This is a genomic window from Pseudoalteromonas prydzensis (assembly GCF_011050055.1).
GTDB classification, from domain to species: Bacteria; Pseudomonadota; Gammaproteobacteria; order Enterobacterales; family Alteromonadaceae; genus Pseudoalteromonas; species Pseudoalteromonas prydzensis_A.
In genome coordinates this window covers 1-19,443 of sequence record NZ_DRGM01000076.1, presented here as the reverse complement: position 1 = coordinate 19,443, position 19,443 = coordinate 1, and the positions used below count along the sequence as shown (strand labels likewise).

Genomic DNA, 19,443 nt, shown 5'->3' with positions numbered 1-19,443 from the left:
GTATCCTCTTAAACTTAGTTGTTATTAATGCCGTTTACGGTAACAGGTAAAGTACCTTGTGCTGGTTTTTTCCCAACTAGTACTTTTGCAAGGGCTGTAAAAGCCGGTCCTGCTACTTTAACATTATTATCTACATCTATGTTATACGCATAAGTTGCTAAAATTGCATCCGCATATTGGCCAAATGTGGCAATATCATACGGTGCCCGCAAGCTCACAAAAACGGTTTTCTTATTGGCCTGTTGCGCTTGCTGAAGCAGTTTTTCAAGTGCCGGACCTTGTTCTGCTTGAGCAATCGCGAAGCTTGGATTGTCTGAGAGATCATCCATCCCTCCCACTTCAACCGCACTTTGATTTGGTGAAGCATGACCCGCGATGATGATATCTGCTTCGTTAAGCGCTTTTAATGTTGCAATCGGTTCAAAGCCTTGCAAGCTGGTACAACTAAACGAAACGAGCTGCTGCGTGTGTTCCTGCATTGCTTGCTGTAACGCGAGACACTTACGGGTATCGGGCATGATGATATGTACTTTACTGTTCGTGCTCAGCTTAATTGGTAAAGTGTGCTGGTCATTTTTAACTTCAGTAATGGCAGCAAGTGCTAGTTCAGCTTCTATGTTACGATGGCTTTCATCACCTAAAATAAGCTGCGCTTTTTGCATGGCTACTGATTCGTCAAGTTCAGTCGAGAGTTTAAATTTATTTTTTAAATTGATGATGCGTTGTGCCGATGTGGCGACTTCATCGGCGTTTAAATTACCGTTTTTAACTTCACTGACTAAGCGAGTAATGAGTTGATCAAGTACCACTAAATCTTTTCGACTGCGAATTTCAATCGGCATTAATGCAATATCGACACCCGCGGCAAAGGTATTCACAACCGCTTCGATTGGCTCAAAAAAGTGGCTAATACCGGCCATATCTAGCGCATCAGTGATCACCACACCTTGATAGCCCATTTCATCACGTAATAATTCGCTGATGATTTTATGCGACATGGTGGCGGGTTTGATCATGGTTTTGCCATCTTTACTAACAAAAGTACTGCTATCCAGTGCAGGGTATTGAATATGCGCAGTCATGATCATGCCTGGGTTTTGATTTTTTATGATCGATTGAAATGGCGGTAAATCTTTTTCCCAAATAGTTTCTTTGTCATGCATTACTTTTGGTAAGCCAGTATGACTATCCACGTTGGTATCGCCGTGACCCGGAAAATGCTTCAGTGAGGTAATTACGCCATTGCTTTCAAAACCAGCAACTTGTGCGCCGCCTAAGATGCTCACTAGTGTCGGATCTTCACCATATGAGCGTACATTAATAACCGGGTTATCAGGATTCATATTGACATCAACAGTCGGTGCGTAGTTAACATTAACACCAATGGCTTTTAATTCATCTGCAATCACTTGCGCAGATTGTGTAGCAAACTTGGTGCCGTGAACCGCATAACTTGCGCCAATTGACATATTACCGGTAAATGAGGTGGCGACATCACGAGGAATACGTGCAACACGTCCGCCTTCTTGGTCAATTGAGATAAATAGCGGTGCACCTAAGCTCGACTGTGCTGCAGCTTGCTGCATCGCATTATTTAATTTAACGATTTGTGCAATATTATCGATATTTTCAGCAAATAAAATCACACCACCAATATTATGTTTAGTGATCAGTTTGGCTAAATCTGCAGGTAATTCAGTCACTGCATTGCGGCATTTTTGCTCAGGTGTGTGCTCGCTGTCTTGCTCACAATAATAACGAAAATCGAGCATCAGCTTTTGGCCAAGCTGTTGCTCAAGGGTTAAATTGGTCGCTGCAAAGGTCGATTTCATTGGTAATAAACACCCTAATCCAAAGAGAATTGATGATATGGCAAACTTATTTAACACAGTAGGCTCCAAAGCTGAATTGCTTATTTTAATTGTGAATATTTTATTCCTGATGGTAATGCCATTTTGGATTAAAATACAACATATTTTTGCCACGTTAACGGTTTTTTTTCAGAACTGCAAAAACCACCGACGAATCACATGCTTGCCTTAACATTACATAAATATTAAGGCGTAATAGTTATTTAGATGAAAAAAATTAATATTACATAGGCTTTTATTAATGGTAATTCGCTCTTATTTCAAGTAATAATATATTCCATAATGCTTGGTGGGTCGCCAAGCGAGTTAATTAATAGAACGCAAAGGGGCAAATAATGGCAACAGCACTGACACTATTTCAACAACAACTCAGTGATAAGCTGCCTGCCTCGGCGTTTATTGAAGATTACGCTAGGCGCTATGCTTTTGGCACCGATGCTAGTTTCTATCGTTTAGTGCCGCAATTAGTGGTATTAGTTAGCGATCAACGTCAAGCGCAACAAGTTATTAGTGCCGCCGCCACGCATAAAATCGCGATTACTTTTCGCGCCGCGGGCACCAGTTTATCTGGGCAAGCTATCACTGACTCAGTGTTGGTATTACTTGCCGACTCATGGTCAGGTTATGAAATTGAAAACCAAGGTCATACTATTCGCTTAGAGCCTGCCATTATTGGTGCTCGCGTTAATCAGTTGCTGGCCCCTTTTGGCCGTAAAATTGGCCCTGATCCGGCCTCAATCAATAGTTGTAAAATTGCCGGTATGGCGGCTAATAACTCCTCTGGTATGTGTTGTGGGGTTGCACAAAATAGTTACCATACAGTAAAGGACATGACCTTAATCTTCGCTGACGGCGCAGTACTTGATACCCGTTGTCAGCAAAGTCGTGCTGAATTTTTACAAACTCATCAGCAGTTTATTAAGGATATCACTGAACTTGCCCACGAGGTCAGCAGTAATCCTCAGTTAGCGCAGCGCATTGCGCATAAATATCGGTTAAAAAATACCACTGGTTATGGCCTAAATGCGTTACTTGATTACCAAGATCCCATTGAAATTATTAAACATTTAATGATTGGCTCGGAAGGCACACTCGGATTCATTGCTGATATTACTTATCATACGGTGGTTGAACATGCCCATAAAAGCACCGCGTTTATTATTTTTGACGATATAAGCCAAGTCTGTGAATTGGTAAAACAGCTGGCAAGCTTGGATGTCGCGGCGGTTGAGTTACTGGATAAACGCTCACTGATATCGGTGGCACAACATGCCATTATGCCTAAAGATGTACACAGTTATCCAGCCGATAGCGCGGCACTACTGATTGAGGTGCGCGCGGAAGATGCCGTTAAGTTGGCTGATTTACAACAACAAGTTGATGAACTAGTGGCAAAATTCAGCGCTCATCAATTAGTGACAATGGCGTTTTCAACGGATGTAAAACGCAATGCGCTTTTGTGGAATATTCGTAAAGGAACTTTTCCTGCTGTAGGGGCTGTACGAGAGAATGGCACCACAGTGATCATCGAAGACGTGGCGTTTGAACTGGACGTGTTAGCGCAAGGCGTGCAGGCACTGCACCAGTTATTTGATAAATACAGCTACGATGAAGCGATTATTTTTGGTCATGCGTTAGCAGGTAATTTGCACTTTGTGTTTACTCAAGCTTTTGATACACCAGCGCAAGTAGCGCGTTATGAGCAATTTATGCAGGATGTATCGCAATTGGTTGCGGTAGAGCTGAATGGTTCATTAAAAGCCGAGCATGGCACAGGGCGTAATATGGCACCGTTTGTGGCCACCGAGTGGGGGGCTGATGGTTTTGCGGTGATGCAGCGTATTAAGCAACTGTTTGATGAAGATAATATCTTAAACCCAGGGGTGATCATCAATGCAGATGAAAATTGCCACATCCAACATTTAAAATCCATGCCCAGCAGCGACGACATCATCGACAAATGTATTGAGTGTGGTTTTTGCGAAACAGTCTGCCCATCAAAAGGGCTGACCTTAACGCCTCGCCAGCGGATCACCTTATGGCGGCGCCGCACTGAATTAGTTAATACATTAGCCATAACCGACGACTTAAGCGTTAAACAGCAACTTAATCGGCAATTAAAAAGTATTGAAAATGACTTTCAATACTTAGGCATAGACAGCTGCGCCGCAACCGGATTATGTGGCATGAAGTGCCCGGTTGGGATCAATACAGGCGAATTTATTAAGTCATTACGAACACAGCAATTACGCGATAATAAAACAGCCCGTTACGCGGCTAATTTTGCGGTAAAACACTTTGCAGCAGTTGCCAGCACGGCACGGTTTGGCTTAACCAGTCTGGCTGTGATACGTAATATTATTGGTGCGCCAATGCTGCGCAGCTTAACTAAACCTGCAAACAAGTTGCTTGGCACACCGCTTTATTATTCCGCGTGGCCGCGAGGTGAGCAGCCAATTAACCGTAACGACATTGCATCAACGCAGCTTGATAAAGTGGTGTACTTGCCAAGCTGTGCTAGTCGCGTCTTTGCCCCAGATGAAACTGCGCTGGATCAACGCTCAATCATGCAAGTCATGCACAGTTTAACGAGCAAAGCAGGAATTGAATTATTACTACCAGAGCAAGTCAACGAGCTATGCTGCGGTATGCCATTTGCGAGTAAAGGCTTGCCGAAACAAGCAACCAGCAAGGCTGAACAGCTACTCACTATTGCTGAACAACTTTCTGAACATGGCCGTTATCCGATTATTTTTGACGCCAGCCCATGTGCGTTAACCACCTCAGCAGCAGCGCAACAGCGCGGCTTAACTGTGCTTGAAAGCGCCGAATTTGCTTACCAATATTTACTGCCTAAATTAACGCTCACAGCACAATCAGAGCCGGTAATGCTGCATGTCACGTGCAGCAGTAAACGCCGTGGCAGCGAACAGCAATTGGTGGATGTAGCAAAAGCGTGTTGCAGTGAGGTGATTATTCCAGCCGATATTGAATGTTGTGGTTTTGCCGGCGATAAAGGCTTTAACTTACCAGAGCTAAACGCTAATGCATTAAAAACACTGCGCAGCCAAGTGCCTAATAATTGCAGCTCGGGGATTTCTAATAGTCGCAGCTGTGAAATTGGCTTAACCCAACACAGCGGCGTTAATTATCAATCCGTGTTGTATTTACTGGATAAAGTGAGCCAAGTAGCCTCTTAATGAGGCTTAGACTTTCCAAAAAATACCGCGTTTATAGCAGGCATACATCACTAAATAAGAAAGCGATAAAAACAGCAATGAAAAGGTAAATGAGCCTAAATAATTGCCTAACAGTGGTTGCAGGGCTTTGCTAAAAATAACACCTTTTAAGCTCGTTTCGCCAACCGGGATCATAATTAGAATACGTGCAATCACACCGGCAAACATAAAAAATAAAATCGCATTGGCACCAAACACTAAAAAAGGCGCACTCCATAAGCGAACTTTACGAATATCGAGAATATAGCTACACAGTGCATAGCACAACATCGCGAGTCCTGAGCTGATCATTACATAGCTTGGCGTCCATAGCGCTTTATTTATTGGTGTTAAAAATGAAAGTAAGCACCCGCAAACAATGCTTGTAATAGCCACTATGGTAAATATTTTGACTTGTTTGCCAAGGTTTTTTTCAGTACTTATATAGTATCCGCATAATACCCCTGATAACGCCGTTGCTATGGCTGGTAAGGTTGAGAGTAGACCTTCAGGATCAAACGGCAAAGGCTCAGCATTGGCATAGTAAACATGTTGTGCGCCAAGTAGTAAATTATCGAGCCAAGCGCTGAGATTATTACCATGTAACCACAGCCCTTTAACGATTTCGCCGTTAGGCAATGAATAGGGCATATATACCATTAATGTGCCGTACCCGATTAATAAGCTAACAAAGGTGAGTGCAATATACCTTGGTTTTATATAAAGGTAACAAGCTAAGGCAACGAGATAAACTAGACCGATGCGTTGTAAAACGCCCATGATCCTAATACCTGCTAAACGTTCATCTAGCCAGCTGAAATTAGGGTCGCGAAAATTGTAGTAAAACAGGGCTAAAAACCAACCTAATGCAATTAGCTTTAGCGTACGTATTACGCCAGCTCTGAGTATGCTTTGCTTGGTAATTGCTTTGGCCTGCATGGCATTAACCGATAGCGTGATCGACATCCCAACAATAAAAATAAAAAATGGGAAAATTAAATCAGTGGGTGTGAGGCCATGCCAATCAGCATGTTTAAGCGGCCAGTATAGATATAACCAACTTCCTGGGTTATTAACTAAAATCATCGCCGCGATAGTCAGCCCTCGCATCACGTCTAAGGCGAGCAACCGATGACTGGGTAATTGCTGTAATATTTTTTGGCAGTGATGTTTAACCATAATGTTCTTTTATTTGTTATTTATCTACTCATTGTAATAATTTATTCTTTTGGCGCAAGGTAAATTTTCTTCACTTATTTTGTTAAAAAGACGCCAGCTTATGAGTCGATTTTTGCATGGGGGGAAACAGCAATCGCTTGGCGTAAGCGATTAAAACAAGTAAAAGTTAATAAATACACTGTTAACTTGTGCTAAATCAAGTTTAGAGCAAATTGAATTGGAGCTGGTGAAAGTAACTTGCTAGTATGGGTTGTTTAGATAATCGCCAAGGAAATACAAGGCCAGCATAGAGAAGACCTATTTTGCGAAGCCTTATTAATATCAACCTTGATTTAAAAAAATTAATCTTGTTTTTAGCTATTTCAGTGACGATGATCACCTTTTTAAATAGCTTTTATTCCAGCTACCAAGTACAAAAGCAGCAACTGCAATCCCAGACCTTAAAAAATCATAATGCGTATGCGGCTAAACTCGTCTCTGCAACGGATCGGTTTTTATTGGCATCGCAACAGCAACTCGCTTATTCAGCAAAAGTCCTTGCGACTGAATTTAATGATGCAAACACGCTCGCGCAAGAGGCGCAGCGACTTAGGTTGCAAACTGATAGCTTTAACTCAACGGTGATCGTCGATAAAAATGGTGTGGTATTAGGACTTTCGCCATTGAGTCTAAAGATAAAAGGGCAACTATTAGAAAGTGATGGTGCAAAACAAGCGTTGGCGTATAAAAAACCAATGATCAGTGAGCCTTATATTTCTGTCACCGGCAACCTCATAATATTTATTTCGCATCCTATATTTAACCTTCAAAATGAATACCTTGGCTATATAGGAGGGACCTTATATCTCAAGCAAAAAGGAATTTTACATGACTTACTGCAAGTACATTTTCATAAAGACGGTTCCTATATTTATGTAGTTGATAAAAGTAGACGCTTACTTTATCACCCAGATGTTTCTCGGGTCGGTGAGCAAGTTTTTAACAATCCAGTGATCGAAGCGGTGCTAAGAGGTGAAAGTGGCACTAGGCAGTTAACCAATAGTCAAAACATAGTGATGTTGGCAGGTTATGCACCATTAAAAAGTGCTTCTTGGGGCATTGTTACGCAACGACCATTAGACGCTACATTTGCGCCATTAGACGATTTAATGATGAATGTTTTATATCGAACTCTGCCGGTTGGATTGGCAACCTTTGTGTTTATTTGGGTGTTAGCTCGGTTAATTGCAAAGCCTTTACGGCAACTAGCAGAAACCGCAAAAACACTTGATAACCCGTCTACATCGCAGCAGTTAAAGCAAGTACGCTCTTGGTATTATGAAAGCTCTGAACTGCGTTTAGCGATGCTAAAAGGGGTTGGTTTATTACAAAACCAGATTGGTTTATTAAAACATGAAGCACAAACAGATCCCCTTACAGGCTTGCATAATCGACGTAGTCTGGAGCTCATGTTAGAGCAACTCACTTTACAGCAAACGCCATTCACTGTGCTTGCTATCGATATTGATTTTTTTAAACGTGTGAATGATGAATTTGGCCATGATATTGGTGATATTGTTTTACAGTCGTTGGCTAAAATTATTGTTGATGTAACCCGTGAAAATGATTTTGTTGCACGTACGGGGGGTGAAGAGTTTATTGTTATATTACCTAATATTAACGCCAAATCAGCTTATTTACTCGCGGAACGACTACGTATGCGGGTATCAGAAACAATCATCGAACCAGTAGGAAGTATCAACATATCGATAGGTATATCTGGCTGGCCACTAATGCAATTAAGTGTTGAAGATATACTCAAACAGGCGGATCAGGCTTTATACAAAGCGAAAAAAACGGGTCGTAATCGGTGTATTATTGATTCTCAGCTTATCCAATCTGAGTTTGTCGAACAGCAATAATATGCTGATAGAGTATTCCGCTGATTTTATTTTTATGTCAAGTTCCATGGAATAATTTATTGGCAATGGTTTTTAATTATGCAATATTAATAGCCTGTTTTTAATATTCAAAGCCACAACTATGTTGTTAAATATCAGTTTTAAATTAATCTCACTGCTGGGTGTTGGTACGTTTAGTTGTGCGGCAATTGCCAGCGAAGCTAACAATACAAATGTTGACCCGGCTCAAAGCCATCGCAGTGAGTTTGTTGATGTGGCAACCTTAATACCGACCGCATTATTTGATATCCGCTACTTTAGCGAGCGAAACTTTGTCGGTGAGCCAATTGCAGGTTATAACGCGCCTAAATGCTTACTCCATAAAACAGCAGCTGCAGCGCTGCTAAAAGCACATTCTCAGGCGGAGCAAGCTGGTTATAATTTTAAAATTTATGATTGTTATCGGCCGCAACGTGCGGTAGATCACTTTGTGCGCTGGGTTAATGACGAAACCGACACAAAAACCAAAGCCGCGTATTATCCCAACTTAGGTAAAGACCAGTTGCTAGGTGACTACATCGCGGCTAAATCAGGCCACAGCCGCGGCTCAACGATTGATTTAACTTTGACGGATAGCCAAGGTAAAGCGCTTAATATGGGCTCGCTGTTTGATATGTTCGATACCATTTCAAATACCGACGATCCGCGTGTAACCCCAGAACAACAAGCGAATAGGTATAAGTTAAAAAATCTTATGCTGGCCGCTGGATTTTCGCCTTACGCTATGGAGTGGTGGCATTTTACCTATCAGCCACAAGCCTACCCGAATACCTATTTTGATTTTGTGGTGCAGTGATTAAAATTGCTCTTCTATCGGTGAGTAGTTAACAGCGATTTCAGTACTTTCAATAGATGCAAATTGTTTTAAATCACTTATAGTTAATTTTAAGTCGGTATTTTTATCGACTAAAAATCGATACGTATGCTTTGTAACTTTTTTAACATCGTATGTATTTTTAAGTTCCAATGGCAGTATATCGTCTCTCAAAGTGATGAAAACTGTCCCTGTAACAATGCCTTGCTCTGCTGTTGCATGATTAAAAACGATTGTCCCTTTGAGTAATTTATCTGTTTTATAGCTAATTTTATCCCCATTATTATTAATGGATTTGCTGATTAATTGCTTTTCGACAGGGTTATGCTGCTTTTTCGAAGAGTTAAGAGCTTGCTCTTGTTCTTTTAATGCACTTGAATTGACTGTTTCATCACCTCTATCAACTTGCGTTGCATTTTTTTTACACCCACCCATCAATGCAATTGAAAGTATAACTATTTGTAATTTATGTTTGTTTTTCATTTTTCCTCGCTTTTATCTCGTGTTCATTTACTTTCATTTACACTGTTGTGTATTTTTTGTTAATTTTGTTCGGTACATTAATCTTGGTTATGATTGTTAACCGGAATTAAAAATATAACAATAGGGAATCAATAATGTCTCAATTTAAAGTAACAGCTGTTGCTACTATGGTCACTGCTATTTTGGCATCGAGTCAAATACAAGCGAGTGAACAAACTCGATTTTTTAATGCGCCAAGTGTCAGCTCTCAAGTACAATTTAATCCTCAAATGACACAGCAACGAGCATTAGCAGAACGTAGAACAGTCTCGGGGCACAATTCAATTTTTGATGCTCAGCTTGGCAAGGCAACTTTTCTTTGGCAAGCTGTAGGTCAAGCTAAACCTAACATGTCAGTTGTTTTACCTGAACAACGTAATGCTTATGCTGCAGATTTCTATCTAAATGCATTAACAGGCGTTAGTACTGCTAAAAAAGGTGTTGTAAGTGCGGTACTAACCGATTTGTCAGAGCAAAAGCGTGGCTCTATAACTGCTAAATATAAACAACAAGTACATGGTGTTGAAGTATTTAACCGAGAATATAACCTTATCATGGATAAGGAACATAACTTAGTTGCAGGATCTGGTTACTTCGCTAATACAAGCTCAAATGCTAATCGTTCATTAGCGCCATTAGCTGATTTTGTTGGAGCTGAGCAAAGCATCAAGCAAGCGATTAAAAAGCTTGCAGATATTAACGTATCACTGACTAAGTCAGCTGAACAAGGCGATTACGTTAAATATAATGTAACGAGCCAAAGTGGTGATAAAGTTGTACTTGGTCAGCCGCGCGCTAAAAAAGTATTCTTTGAGGTAAATGGCAAGCTTGAATCAGCATATTATGTTGAGGTTGAAGTTGCTGATCAAAACAGCCTAGAAAGTGACTATTTCAGTTATGTTATTGGCGCACAAAACAGCAAAGTATATTTCAAAAAAGACTTAAAAGCGCATGCAGCTGATTTTAACTACCGTGTCTGGGCTGATGCGGATGGTTATCCTTGGGAAGGCCCTCATGGCGATGTGATCCCCGCCGATGGCCCAGATCAAATAGATGAAACCGAAATTCTTGCTGCGCCTTTGGTTAGCCTTTCTTATTACAGTAAGTTAAGCACCATGGATCCATGGCTTGCTGATGACGCTACGACTACATCTGGTAATAACGTATTTGCATATGCGGATGTTATTGCACCACAGGGTTTCACTGAAGGTGACTTTACTGCTGAAACAACATCTGATTTTACATTTGATTATCCATATCAAGTTGATCAAGTAGCGAACAGCTACGATAACCGTAAGGCAGCAATTGTTAACTTGTTCTACATGAACAATTTCTTGCATGATTTCTTTTATGATCATGGCTTTGATGAAACTTCGAACGTAGCTCAGCTTTCTAACTATGAACGTGGTGGTGTTGAAGGTGACCCAATTGAGGCACAAGCACAAGATAATAGCGGTTTAAATAACGCTAATATGTCAACACCAGCTGATGGCGCAAGCCCGCGTATGCAAATGTATTTATACAATAGTAAAGATGCTGTAGTCGGTATTGATTTTGGCGTTGTGGTTACCTCTGATGCAGGTATTGGTCTTCTTGACTCTTCAAAAGTATCAGGCTTTGGTCAAGCTCAGTTCTCAGATATTGCCGCTGAAGTTGTAAGATTAGTTGATAGTAATGATATAGATTCAGGTAGTTTTTTCGATGGTTGTGAGCCTGCAACGAATGGCGCAGAGTTAGCTGGGAAAATTGCTTTAGTTGATCGTGGTTCGTGTAATTTCACTGCAAAAGTTTTGCATGCGCAAGAAGCGGGTGCTATTGGCGCTATTGTTGTAAATAACGACCCAGATTCAGCTGAGCCCGCTCCTATGGGTGGTGAAGATGATGCGGTGTTAATTCCTAACATGGGTCTTAACTTCGTTGATGGCCACTTGATATATGACTCTATCGATGCTGGTAACACTGTTACTGTTAATATGTTCAACAATGCTACATTAAAAGATGGCACACTTGATAACGGTATCATTGCTCACGAGTGGGGTCACTATATTAGTAACCGTCTTGTTGGTAACTCTTCGGGGCTAATTAACTTCCAAGGCCGGGCAATGGGCGAAGGTTGGGGGGATTTCCACTCACTTATGTTTATCGCAAAAGCGGACGACATAAACATTACAGGTAATGACAAATTCCAAAAAGCATATGGTAGCGGTACGTTTGTTGAAGACTTCTACTACGGTATTCGTCGTGTACCATACTCGACAAACAAAGAAGTTAACCCACTTTCATTCCGTCACATTACTGAAAATGCAGGTGCAGATGTGGGCATTTCACCAACCAGCGTAGCCTCTCCACATGCTGCGGGTGAAATTTGGGCGACCATGCTTTGGGAAAGTTATGTAGCATTAATCAATGAACATGGTTTTGAAGAAGCACAAAATCGCATGGCTAACTACCTTGTTGCGGGCTATAAACTAACACCAATTGCGCCTTTATATACTGAAGCACGTGATGCGATATTAGCGGCGGCATACGCTGTTGATACCAAAGATTATGAGCTGATTTTAGGTGCATTTGCTAAACGCGGCATGGGTTTAGGTGCTGTAGCGCCAGATCGTTTCAGTGCAGATTTAACGGGCGTTGTAGAATCTGACAAGATGGAACTGGCTAGCTTTAACCTCAAAGATGTGGCTATTGATGCAAACTACAATGGTGCAGAGCTAGGTTTTTGTTCAAACGACGGTATAGTTGATAAGGGAGAAACGGCTACATTAACAGTAAGCATTACAAATACTGGTAATAAACTGCTTAGTGGTACTCAAGCTCAACTGACAGTAGTCAGTGGTCATGATGTTACATTTGAAAATGATGGCTTAGTAACATTTGCCGATACAATGCCATTTGCTTCGACAACGAGCTCACCTATTGAGTTTATCTTAAATGAATCAGGAACAGCCGAAACCTTAGAAATCGAAGTCTCATTCCCAGAGCTATCTGCTGATGATGAAATTGTTGAAGCGGCAAGTGAGACATTTACATATACGGTCAACATGGGCTTTGAAGAAAAACAGCCTGTTAGTGCGCAAACTATGGATAACATGGAAGTAGCGGCTGCGTCGTTGTTTGACCTAAAAGAAAATGTAATGACCGGCGGTGATTTAGCCAAAGGTACGCAAAGCATGGCTGCTGATGACAATGTTGCCTTTTTCAATAGCTTTGGCTTTGCTCTTGGCGAACAAACAATGTTCCTCCAAAACAATGATTTTGAATCAGATGTGGCTGTAGAAACGAAAGCTTTTGATATTGGTTTCTCCGGTAATTTTGAAGTGTCATTCTGGCATTTTTATCTTATCGAAAATGAATGGGATGGTGGCGTTGTTGAAATCAGCGTAAATGGTGGTAACTGGGTTGATGTGACTGAGATGGGCGGTACATTTAATCGAGGCTATGATGGCCCGCTAATTGAGAACGAATCACAAGCTATTCAAAATCGCGATACGTTCACAGGTAATAATATTGATGATAGTGATGTGTACGGTAACTACGAAACAATTAATTTTGGTACTGAGCTGAATGGCAACAGAGCAAAACTACGTTTCCGCCTTTCATCAGATGGCGCTGTAAGCGATTTTGGTTGGTGGATAGATAACCTTACATTTAATAATGTTACAACACCTATCTTCTCAACAGTGGTTGCCGGCGATAGCGTAGCGTGTGATAACGCAGCGCCTGTTGTAACAATTACAGGTGAAAATAGCGTTACTGAATCAGCAACGAGCACTTTAACTGCCGTAGCTTCGGATAGAAATGACGATGAACTTACTTATTCATGGACACAAGTAAGTGGCACATCAGCAACTCTATCCAATGCAGATACAGCAGTACTGAGCTTTACTCCTGGCGCAATCACAAGTGACGAAGACGTTGTATTCGCAGTCGTGGTAAGTGATGGTCAAGTATCGGTTACCGAGCAAGTAACTGTTGCTGTGGGTAACGAAGCTGAACCTGTGGTTGAGCAGCCGAAACCTAAATCAAGCAGTGGTAGTTTTGGCTTCTTGATGTTATTGCTTACTCCATTAGCATTATTAGGTCGCCGCCGTAAGCGTTAATCTTAATAGTTTACAGTGATAAAAAAAGCCCTTGCAGCGTACTGCAAGGGCTTTTTAATTAATATAAATTGTTACTGAACCGTTGCTTTTAAACCACGGCGTTTCAATAATGCTGAGGTGTCTGGCTCTTGACCACGAAACGCTTTGAACGACTCCATTAGGTCTCGTGAGTTACCGACTTCTAAGATCTCTTTACGGTACTTATCACCCATTTCACGGCTTAAACCACCTTGCTCTTGTACGTAAGCAAAGGCATCGGCCGCTAAAATCTCACTCCACATGTATGCATAGTAGCCCGCTGAGTAACCGCCCCCCATTGAGTGTGAGAAGAACGCTGACTTATAACGCGGTGGTACAAATGGTACGTTCACGCCGTGCTTAGTTAGGGCTTGTTGCTCAAACTTCTCAATATCCTGTAATGGCGCATCAGCAGCTAATGAGTGCCATTCCATATCTAGCAGTGCAGCAGCAACGTACTCTAAGGTATCGTAGCCTTGGTTGAAGCTACGTGATTGAATTACTTTAGTCAGTAACTCATCAGGAATTGGCTCACCTGTTTCGTGGTGTTTCGCATAGTTTGCGATAACTTCAGGGTGCATCGCCCAATCTTCTTCAAACGTTGACGGGAACTCAACGAAGTCACGAGACACCGACGTGCCCGATAACGTAGGGTACTTCACCTTCGAGAACATGCCATGTAGACCGTGACCTAACTCGTGGAAGATAGTAGTCGCTTCATCATAGCTAATAAGCGTTGGCTCACCTGTGGCGCCTTTTTGGATGTTCATGACATTCACAACCACCGGTTTTTGCTCTTTTAAGCCAGATTGTTTGACAAACGAGCTCATCCACGCGCCGCCACGTTTACCTTCACGAGCAAAGTAATCAGCAAAGAAAATCGCAAGGCTCTTACCATCGGCATCAAATAACTCATACGCTTTAACATCTGGGTGATAAACCGGAATATCAGTGCGTGGTTTGAAAGTAATGCCATATAAGCGGTTCATGGTGAAGAACACGCCGTCTTCTAAAACACGGTTAAATTCAAAGTATTCTTTCACTGCATTTTCGTCTAGGTTGTACTTATCCGTACGTACTTGCTCTGCATAGAATAACCAGTCCCAAGGCTGTAGTTTAAATTGCTCACCAGAGGCATCGATTTTCGCTTGGATCGCAGCAGCTTCAGCATTAACGTTTTGCATCAACGCAGGGATCATGCTGGCAAACATATCAAAGACGGCTTCTGGTTTTTTCGCCATTTGTGACTCTAAACCAAATGCAGCCCAGTTATCGTAACCAAGTAATTTTGCTTTTTGAGCGCGTAACTGAGCAAGCTCAGCCACAATTTCGCGGTTATTATTCTCGCCCGATAGCGCACGCTCTGCAGATGCGCGCCATACTTTTTCACGTAGCTCACGGTTTTTCAGCATTGCTAAAATTGGCTGGCGTGTTGTGTTAGTGATTTTGATCAGGTACTGACCCGGGTGGCCCGCTTGTGTGGCTGCATTGGCAAGCTGTTCAATTTGACCCGCTGGTAAACCGTCAAGCAAAGCTTTATCTGCAACGAGTACAACATTGCTGTTAGTCAGTGCTAATAAGTTTTGCGAGAACTGTGTGGTTAAGCTTGAATGCTTGGTGTTGATATCACGAATTTGTTGTTTTTGTTGATCGTTTAACTGCGCACCCGCTCGTACAAAGCGTTTGTAATAAACGTCGAGTAAGCGTGTTTCTTCAGCGCTAAGTGCCAGTGTCTCTGACTGCGCATGGATCGCCGCTACTTTATCAAATAATGCTTTATTTAAGAATATATTGTCGTTGTGCGCGGCCATTTTAGGAGCTAACTCTTTTTGTATTTCTCGACGCGTTTGGTTTGAGTCACTGCCTGCTAGATTATAGAAAATGCTGCGAGTGCGGGTTAAAAGCTCACCACTTTTTTCAAGTGCAACAATCGTATTGGCAAAATCAGGCTTTGCAGCATTGTTGATGATCGCTTGCACTTCAGTCATTTGCTCTGTCATGCCTTTATTAAACGCAGGCATAAAGTGTTTGTCTTTAATCGCATTGAAGTCAGGCGTTTGGTATTGCAAAACGCTTTTCACGAACAGTGGATTTGCTTGCTGTACTTCGGCGGCTGTTGTGGGTTGCTCGGTTTGAGTATTGTTATTGGCTGTTGTTTGAGGTTCAGAACAAGCCGTTAGTAATAACGCTGAGCTGATCGCGGTTGCGAGTAATAAGTGTTTCATTGTTTTTCTCTTGTCATTTTTAAAAATTAAATTGTGTCGATATCGCGCTGTGAGCGCTCTAAAACCTAAGTGCTTGCTGTTAGATAATGAAATTGCACAAAAGATGACAGCACAGCGAACTGAGATGGAGCTGATACCACTCGATAGTTAATCGCCGAGCATACTGTGGATGAGCACTAATGACCTCATCCGTTGCGATAAGCTGATCATTAGCTGCGATAAGTGGTGAAATTTCATAAAAAGTCGCCATGCTTTTTATTACTTTTAGCGTTTAATCTAATTTAAATAAACCACAAAGGGGTTGACATCGCTAATTAACTCTATATAGTGGGCCGCAGCTAGAAAGAAAGCATGAAAGCTATAAATCTCCATTTCGATGTTGTATAAGTAATACTTGTAGTACCGTCCTGAAGTTTTTAAAGTACCATCTCATTTTTTGCTACACCCGCTCATATGAGCAATTTATTTTATTTTTATATCAGGATATTACTATGTCTAACATCGTATCAGGTACAGTTAAGTGGTTCAACGAGTCTAAAGGTTTTGGTTTCATCGAGCAAGAAAATGGTCCAGACGTTTTCGCACATTTCTCAGCAATCAAAAGCGAAGGTTTCAAAACTTTAGCTGAAGGCCAACGTGTAGAGTTCACTCTTTCACAAGGTCAAAAAGGTCCACAAGCAGAGAACATCACTGCTGTTTAATTTTACCTTCTAGGTAGAATAAAAAAAGCAAGCTAAGGCTTGCTTTTTTGTGTCTGAAAATTGACGTAATTTCCTCTCCCTCCTATTATTTATCTATTCTTATTATTCTGCAGTGAGATAGATTATCTACCGACTACTTATCCTCATATTTAGCCTTGGATCCACTTTTACTTGCACTGCAAAGGCAACGATTACTATTTTTACTGAACAGTTTCCCCCTTATAATTTTTCCAATAAAGGGCAGCTGCAAGGGATCAATTTAGATATTGTGCGTACCTTGTGCGAGCTTGCCGATGTGGAATGCAAATTTGAGCTGTTACCTTGGGATCGTGCATACGATTTAGTGCAAAAAAAGCCACTTTCAGGGTTAGTATCAACCGCGCGTAGTGCTGGGCGCGAAGAGTTATTTTATTGGGTCGGTCCGTTGCTTTCTGCACGTACATTTTTTTATCGACTTACGAGTAATAAGCACATTAACCCAACTGATATTTCTCAAGTAAGTGCATATACTTTAGGGGTTGTTAGAGGCAATATTTACGAAGAGTTAGTGGCGGGGATCGGTTTTGAAAAAGATAAAAATCTTTTAACAGTGGCTCATCATTATGAGTATATGAACTTATTTTTTAAAAACAAAATCGATTTAATACTCAGCTCTGAATTAACGTTGGATTATCAACTACAGCAATTTGGTCACGGTGGTAAAGAAGTCGTCAAACTAGTTGAGCTGCCACTAAATGCATTACAGGGTAACTATTTAGTGTTTAATAAAGAGATGCCTATTGCAATAGTTGAGCGCTTCAATGAGCAATTAGAAAAACTTAGAGCGGTTGATAACCTTGATGCTTATCGGCATCGTTATGTAAAATAGCGAATTAATTAGCCGTTATCAATTGATGGTATTTTTCAGTATTTTTAACCTTTAAAAATGCCTGCTGTAATGCTTTTACCGCCTCCTCATCAGTATTGATATTTGCGGCTAAGTAACCTGCCACTGTCAGCCCTTCTATGGCATGCACAAACGTCAGTGTATTAGCATTGATAGCTAGTTGCTCACTCATTGCGGCGATGTAATTCGCATCGTCGACCACCATATCAACTTTTCTTGCCAGTAATAACTGATATGACTTTTGAATATCAGTGGTCAGCAACACTTCAAAGCCACGCTTTACTAATACTTGCGATGCAAGATCATGGCGCTGCACGGCAATCTTATATTGTTTAGCTTGCTCTGTATCATTAAAGTTTATATCACTGCGCTCTGTAAGCTTCACAAAGCCCATTTTAAATTGTGCGACTGGGCCTATCCAATGAAATAGCGCTTCTCGCTCTGTTGTGCGTGCCATGCTATAAATTAAGGTGTTGCTGTTATGACTTGCCATCTTATAAGCGCGTGCCCAAGGGTACATACTGATTGATGCATTGAGCTGCGCTTCTGAGATTATCATTTTCACTAATTCAGTGCTGTAGCCGGTTACCTGATTATTTATCAACATTTGATTCGGTGGTGACAGCTCTGTGACAACCGTTAAGTTTGGCTGCGCAACACCATGAACACTGATAATGAGCAGAAAATTAATGAATAGTCGCATTTATTTACCCAGATAAGATTGAGAATACTAAGTATAACAATAACAAAGAAAAGTACGATGAAACGAATAAAAGTTTTTGTGCTAAAACGATAAAAGGGCCTTGCGGCCCTTGGTGAAGTATCGTTCAAATCGGATAAGGCTTTAACCCCTTAAAGCTTTATCCTATTGTTTTGCAACTAAGGCTCATCTCAAAGTTTCTAAGCTAGCGAGAGGAAAAAACCTGCAATTGCGGCGCTCATAAGGTTAGCCATAGATCCTGCTAACACTGCTCTGAGCCCTAAGCGTGCGATATCCTTTCGCCGACTAGGCGCCATACCGCCTAATCCACCTAGTAAAATGGCTATCGATGATAAGTTAGCAAACCCACATAACGCGAATGTGACAATCGCTTGTGTGTGTGCGCTTAACGTATCGCGATAATTTATAAAGTCTAAATAAGCAACAAATTCATTAACTACTAATTTTTGACCAATAAAGCTACCGGCTATAATTGCTTCACTCCAGGGTACGCCAAGTAACCAGGCAACCGGCGCAAATATATAGCCTAAAATTTCTTGTAGTGTCAGGGTTGGGTAATCAAACCAACCACCAATTCCACCTAACAACCCGTTTAATAATGCGATAAGTGCTACAAATGCCAGTAACATTGCACCTACATTCAATGCTAAATGCATGCCGTTAGCCGCACCTGATGCTGCTGCATCAATCACATTAACCGGTTTATCTTCAATATCGTCTAAGTCAGCTAAAGTATCTTTAGGCGTTTCTGTCTCTGGCACAATCATCTTGGCCATTAAAAATCCACCTGGTGCTGCCATAAAGCTGGCTGCAATTAAATACTTAAGCTCAACCCCAATAATGACATAACCGGCCATTACCGAGCCTGCTACAGTCGCTAAGCCACCGACCATTACCGCAAACAACTCCGATTTAGTCATGGTTGCAATAAATGGCTTTACAATCAGCGGCGCTTCAGTTTGGCCAACAAAAATATTAGCCGTTGCTGATAGTGACTCTGTTCGTGATGTATTTAATAGCTTTTGTAAGCCACCGCCGAGGATCCTAATGATCCAATCCATAATGCCAATGTGGTAGAGCACTGCAACCAAAGCAGAGAAAAACACAATAACGGGCAAAACTTGTATGGCAAAAATAAACCCTAAGGTATCTTGGCTAGCAAGCGAACCGAATAAAAACGATATTCCGTCATTTGCAAAACCAATTACCGATGATACGGCTTTTGACATGCTCACTAAGGCGTTT

12 protein-coding genes are annotated in these 19,443 nt (G+C 41.4%); 6 read left to right on the top strand and 6 right to left on the bottom strand.

The annotated features are described in order from the left end of the window. Positions 1-14: 14 nt before the first annotated feature. Positions 15-1,832, bottom strand: coding sequence for a glycoside hydrolase family 3 protein (locus ENH88_RS06655; RefSeq protein WP_304180975.1), 1,818 nt, complete (start codon positions 1,830-1,832; stop codon positions 15-17). A 374-nt stretch (positions 1,833-2,206) separates the two neighbouring features. On the opposite strand from ENH88_RS06655, the gene ENH88_RS06650 reads away from it, so the two are divergent. Then, entirely contained in the window at positions 2,207-5,071 is a 2,865-nt protein-coding gene (locus ENH88_RS06650; RefSeq protein ID WP_304180974.1) for an FAD-binding and (Fe-S)-binding domain-containing protein, read from the top strand. Between the two features lie 6 nt (positions 5,072-5,077). Here ENH88_RS06650 and ENH88_RS06645 read toward each other — a convergent pair whose 3' ends face one another. Next, a complete protein-coding gene (locus tag ENH88_RS06645; RefSeq protein WP_304180972.1) occupies positions 5,078-6,268 on the bottom strand; it encodes an acyltransferase family protein in 1,191 nt (396 codons plus the stop codon). Positions 6,269-6,570: 302 nt separating this feature from the next. On the opposite strand from ENH88_RS06645, the gene ENH88_RS06640 reads away from it, so the two are divergent. Both ENH88_RS06640 and ENH88_RS06635 read left to right on the top strand, forming a co-directional pair. Further along, positions 6,571-8,169, top strand: a complete 1,599-nt coding sequence (locus tag ENH88_RS06640; protein WP_349768646.1) for a sensor domain-containing diguanylate cyclase — start codon at positions 6,571-6,573, stop codon at positions 8,167-8,169. A 121-nt stretch (positions 8,170-8,290) separates the two neighbouring features. Continuing rightward, on the top strand, positions 8,291-9,004 hold the full coding sequence (locus ENH88_RS06635) for a M15 family metallopeptidase (RefSeq protein WP_304180970.1): 714 nt from the start codon (positions 8,291-8,293) through the stop codon (positions 9,002-9,004). Here the strand turns inward: ENH88_RS06635 and ENH88_RS06630 are convergent, their stop codons facing one another. Beyond that, positions 9,005-9,505, bottom strand: coding sequence for a hypothetical protein (locus ENH88_RS06630; protein ID WP_304180967.1), 501 nt, complete (start codon positions 9,503-9,505; stop codon positions 9,005-9,007). Positions 9,506-9,639: 134 nt separating this feature from the next. Here ENH88_RS06630 and ENH88_RS06625 point away from each other — a divergent pair, with 134 nt between their 5' ends. Then, positions 9,640-13,647: a rhombosortase-dependent M36 family metallopeptidase gene (locus ENH88_RS06625; protein ID WP_304180965.1), complete on the top strand. Its 4,008-nt coding sequence runs from the start codon at positions 9,640-9,642 to the stop codon at positions 13,645-13,647. Between the two features lie 71 nt (positions 13,648-13,718). Here ENH88_RS06625 and ENH88_RS06620 read toward each other — a convergent pair whose 3' ends face one another. Further along, complete coding sequence (locus tag ENH88_RS06620; RefSeq protein WP_304180961.1) at positions 13,719-15,890, bottom strand: M3 family metallopeptidase; 2,172 nt, start codon at positions 15,888-15,890, stop codon at positions 13,719-13,721. A gap of 491 nt (positions 15,891-16,381) precedes the next feature. On the opposite strand from ENH88_RS06620, the gene ENH88_RS06615 reads away from it, so the two are divergent. Next, positions 16,382-16,591 carry a cold-shock protein gene (locus ENH88_RS06615; RefSeq protein ID WP_058559473.1) on the top strand — a complete coding sequence of 70 codons (210 nt, stop codon included), beginning with the start codon at positions 16,382-16,384 and terminating at the stop codon, positions 16,589-16,591. Positions 16,592-16,712: 121 nt separating this feature from the next. Beyond that, positions 16,713-17,459: a substrate-binding periplasmic protein gene (locus ENH88_RS06610; protein WP_349768647.1), complete on the top strand. Its 747-nt coding sequence runs from the start codon at positions 16,713-16,715 to the stop codon at positions 17,457-17,459. Between the two features lie 4 nt (positions 17,460-17,463). Here ENH88_RS06610 and ENH88_RS06605 read toward each other — a convergent pair whose 3' ends face one another. Continuing rightward, a complete protein-coding gene (locus ENH88_RS06605; protein ID WP_304180951.1) occupies positions 17,464-18,180 on the bottom strand; it encodes a substrate-binding periplasmic protein in 717 nt (238 codons plus the stop codon). 197 nt (positions 18,181-18,377) lie between these two features. Further along, positions 18,378-19,443, bottom strand: a 1,066-nt coding sequence (locus ENH88_RS06600) for a NupC/NupG family nucleoside CNT transporter (protein ID WP_304180947.1), incomplete at its 5' end; no start/stop codon positions are given.